4 protein-coding genes and 1 pseudogene are annotated in these 3,649 nt (G+C 76.3%); 3 read left to right on the top strand and 2 right to left on the bottom strand.

Annotated features, from left to right (window positions below; all coding sequences use genetic code 11):
* Positions 1–357: pseudogene (locus tag ACFY2K_RS39705) on the top strand (RNA helicase); the annotation flags it as partial.
* Between the two features lie 221 nt (positions 358–578).
* Positions 579–1,412, top strand: a complete 834-nt coding sequence (locus tag ACFY2K_RS39700) for a TIGR02452 family protein (protein ID WP_380399862.1) — start codon at positions 579–581, stop codon at positions 1,410–1,412.
* A 36-nt stretch (positions 1,413–1,448) separates the two neighbouring features.
* On the opposite strand, the gene ACFY2K_RS39695 is transcribed toward ACFY2K_RS39700, so the two are convergent.
* Together ACFY2K_RS39695 and ACFY2K_RS39690 are read right to left on the bottom strand one after the other, a co-directional pair.
* Positions 1,449–1,784, bottom strand: coding sequence for a hypothetical protein (locus ACFY2K_RS39695; protein WP_380593471.1), 336 nt, complete (start codon positions 1,782–1,784; stop codon positions 1,449–1,451).
* Positions 1,785–1,905: 121 nt separating this feature from the next.
* On the bottom strand, positions 1,906–3,000 hold the full coding sequence (locus ACFY2K_RS39690; protein ID WP_387717489.1) for a hypothetical protein: 1,095 nt from the start codon (positions 2,998–3,000) through the stop codon (positions 1,906–1,908).
* Positions 3,001–3,058: 58 nt separating this feature from the next.
* On the opposite strand from ACFY2K_RS39690, the gene ACFY2K_RS39685 reads away from it, so the two are divergent.
* Positions 3,059–3,523, top strand: coding sequence for an RICIN domain-containing protein (locus tag ACFY2K_RS39685; protein WP_387717487.1), 465 nt, complete (start codon positions 3,059–3,061; stop codon positions 3,521–3,523).
* Positions 3,524–3,649: the final 126 nt, after the last annotated feature.

Here is a 3,649-nt window from a genome sequence, read left to right as displayed (position 1 = left end):
GACGACCGTGGTGGCCGTTCCGGTGGCTTCGGTGACCGCGAGCGTTCCGGTGGCTTCAACCGTGACCGTGACGACCGCGGCGGCCGCTCCGGTGGCTTCGGCGACCGTCCGGCCCGCTCCTTCGGCGACCGCCCGTCCTTCGGCCGGGACCGCGACGAGCGCGGCGGCAGCAACAGCCGTCCGTTCGCGCGCCGTGACGACCACCGCGCCGGTGGCCGTCCGCAGGCCGACCGCGGTGGCTTCAACCGTGACGACCGCGGTGGCCGTTCCGGTGGCTTCGGCGACCGCGAGCGCTCGGGCGGCTTCAACGGCGGCGGCTTCAACCGCGACGACCGCAAGCCGCGCTGGAAGAACTGACCTCGGACGAGGTCCTGCGGCCCGGTCGGTGATCGACCGCCGGCCGGCTGACTGAACCACACACGAAGGGCCCGCTCCGTCCCCCGGAGCGGGCCCTTCGTGTTCCCCCGGTATCCCCCGATACCCCCCACACCTCGCTACTGCTCGCCCCCCGAGGTGTTGTTCTGGAAGTGAGAATAACCTGTGGCGCGCGCTGGGGGTAGTCCCGTAGCGTCACGGACATGAGCAGCAGACTGCACGAAGTGGCACGGGTGAACGAGGAGATCGCCGCACGGGGGAGCTACCGGACGGCCGGGGGCGAACTCGTGCAGGTGGGGGAGCAGTTGGCGGCGGCCCGGGCCGGCACGGTGTCGTACTCCCCGGAGGGGCTGGCGGCACTGCTGGCGGCCGGGGAGCGGGGCCCCGCGGGCGGGCCGGTCGAGGTCACGGCCGAGGGCAGCGTCGAGGCGGCCCGGCGGCTGGTCGCGGCCGGGGCCGGGCCGGTCGGGGTGCTGAACTTCGCCTCCGCGCGCAACCCCGGCGGCGGGTACCTGCGCGGCGCCCGCGCCCAGGAGGAGGACCTGTGCCGCAGCGCGCTGCTGTACAGCTGCCTGCTGGAGGCGCCGGACTACTACGAGGCGCACCGGGCCTCGACGGACCTGCGGTACAGCCACCGGGTCGTCGTCTCGCCTGGCGTGCCGGTGGTCCGGGACGGCGGCGGCGGTCTGCTGGCCCGGCCCTACCCGGTCACCTTCCTGACCTCGCCCGCCCCCAACGCCGGTCAGCTGGAACGGCGTTCGGCCGGTGCGGACGTGCGGGGCGTGCTCGCCGAGCGGGCCGTCCGGGTGCTCGCGGCGGCGGCCCGGCACGAGGTCCGCGCCCTGGTGCTCGGCGCCTGGGGCTGCGGGGTGTTCCGCAACGACCCGGCCCAGGTCGCCGAGGCCTTCGAGGGCGCGCTGGCCCGGTACGGGGGCGCGTTCGAGCGGGTGGTGTTCGCGGTCTGGGACCGTTCGCCGGTCTCGGCCAACCGGGCGGCCTTCGAGGCGCGGTTCGGCCCGGCGGTCGTCCCGTCCTGAACCGGCCCGCGGCTCAGCGCCCGCGCGCGGTGCGGCTCAGCGCTTGCGCGCGGAGAGCAGCGTCGCCGCCGTCGAGGCCGCCGCGACCACCCCGGTGACGGCGAACACGGACGGCCAGGCGCCGATCCGCTTCGCCAGCGGGTGCGAACCGCCGAAGGCCGCCACGTACAGGCCGGTGAGCGCCGCCGCGGTCGCCGTGCCCGAGCTGCGGCGCCACTGCGCGGCCGCGCCGGCGCCGGCCGCCGCCAGCACCACGCCGCCCAGCTCGCGCCGGCCGCTCCAGCGGGCCACGCCGTAACCGCCGACCAGGCCGCCCGCCGCGGTCAGTGCGGCGGGCGCGGCGGATGCGAGCGCGTTCGGGACCTTCGCCATCGTCGACTCCACTCGTGGGGCTCGTAGGGCTCGTAGGGGACGTGCGTCGGGGACGTGCGTCGGTTTCCGACCCTAACCCGGTGAACGGAGCGGCCCGCCGGGGGCCCGGGGGCCGGGCGGCTCAGCCGAAGGCCGCGGCCGGGGAGGCCCCCGGCACCGTGCGGGCCAGCCGCCGTGCCGCCTCCGCCGGATCGAGCACCCGCTCCAGCCGGAGGTCGCCCGGGACCTCCTGGAGGAAGCGCCCGGCCGACCAGCTGCGCTCGTACGGCAGCGGCTCCAGCACCAGGGTGCGTACGCCGTCCAGCAGCGGGACGTCGCTGGGCGTGCCCTCGTTCCAGAGCCAGGAGCCGTCCGGGGCGACCAGGTTGAAGGCGCCGGTGGCGGTGGGCCGGCGGCCGTCCAGGACCGCCGTCCGGGCCAGCGCCACCACCTCGGGGTCCTGCGGGACGCCGGGCAGGTGGCCGCCGCCGATCAGCACGTCGGCGAGCAGGGTGTGCAGCTGGAAGGTGTCGCTCAGGCCGCTCATCCGCAGCAGGTAGCCGGTGCCGGTGGGGCGGTCGAGGACCAGCAGCGGTTCGTCGTCGAGCACCAGCGCCAGGTGGGTGAGGCCCTTGACGTCGTGGCGCTCGCCGCCGTACCGGTCGAACAGCTCCAGCAGCACCTCGGTGACGCCCGAGGCGCGGGCCTCGGTCCGGACGGACGGGTGCGCGTACACCGCCCGGGCGGCCTGCTGCCACAGGTGCAGCGTCCACCAGGCGACCACGGCCAGGTGGGCGTGCCAGGGGTCGAGGTGCTCCGGGTCCTCGATCCGGGCGTGGGCCTCGGCCGGATCGTCGGCCTCCTGGTCCGGCAGCGGCCCGCCGCCGGTCCGCGCCCAGTGCTCGACCAGCCGCTGGGCACCGGTCAGCGCCCCGCGCAGACCGGCCAGCACCGGGCCCGCGCAGGCCACCGGATCGGCACCGGACTCCACGCAGGCGCCCACCGCCATCGCCAGGTGCGCCCGGGGGAACGGCGGCGCGTCCGGCAGCAGGGCGGCCAGCCGGGGGCCGGCCGCCCGCCGCTCGGCCGGGTCGGCCGGGCCGAACAGCGCGCCGACCAGGCCCAGGGCCGGGCCGAAGCCCTCGTCGTCGCCGGCCGCGACCACCGCCTCCAGTCCGGCCACCGCCGCCAGGAGGGTGGGCTGCTGACGGGTCGGCGGAACGCTCCGGGTGGACATCCGCCGCAGCATAAGCGGATCACGCCGGGCTGTCAGCCGCGGGTGCGAGACTGCGGCCATGACGGACAGCGCCCCTGACAGCACGGCCGACCGGGCGGTCACCGACGGCCGCTACCGGATCCGCAACGTCGGCAGCGGCCTGCTGCTGGAGGTCGCCGAGGCCTCCCGGCGCAGCGGCGCCCGGATCCGCCTCGGCCCGGCCGACGGCACCGACGCCCAGCTCTGGCTGCTCACCGCCGTCCACCCGGGCGGCGCGCTCTTCCACATCGAGAACGCCGGCAGCGGCAAGCGCCTGGACGTCACCGGTGCCTCCCCGGACGACGGCGTCCCGATCCAGCAGTGGTCGGCCAACGCCTTCGGCGCCCAGGAGTGGCTGCTGGAGGCCCATGTGGACGCCCCGGGCACCTACACCGTCACCAGCTTCGTCAGCGGCAAGCCGCTGACCGCCACGGAGGCCGGTGTCCAGCAGTGGGGGGACGCCGACGCCCCGACCCAGTGGTGGCGGTTCGAACGCCAGGACTGACCCCGGGCCGGGGGTCCTGAGCCTGGGCTGCCCTCAGAGGGCGTTCGATACCGATTTAGGCTGCCGCGAAGGGTTTCGGGCGGAGGTATTGCCCGATTCTGTCGGGGCTGGCGGTCAGGCGGGTGG

This window comes from Kitasatospora sp. NPDC001309 (genome assembly GCF_042896295.1).
Classification (GTDB): Bacteria; Actinomycetota; Actinomycetes; order Streptomycetales; family Streptomycetaceae; genus Kitasatospora.
The sequence above is the reverse complement of the archived record's forward strand: the minus strand, read 5'-3'. Positions and strand labels throughout refer to the sequence as shown.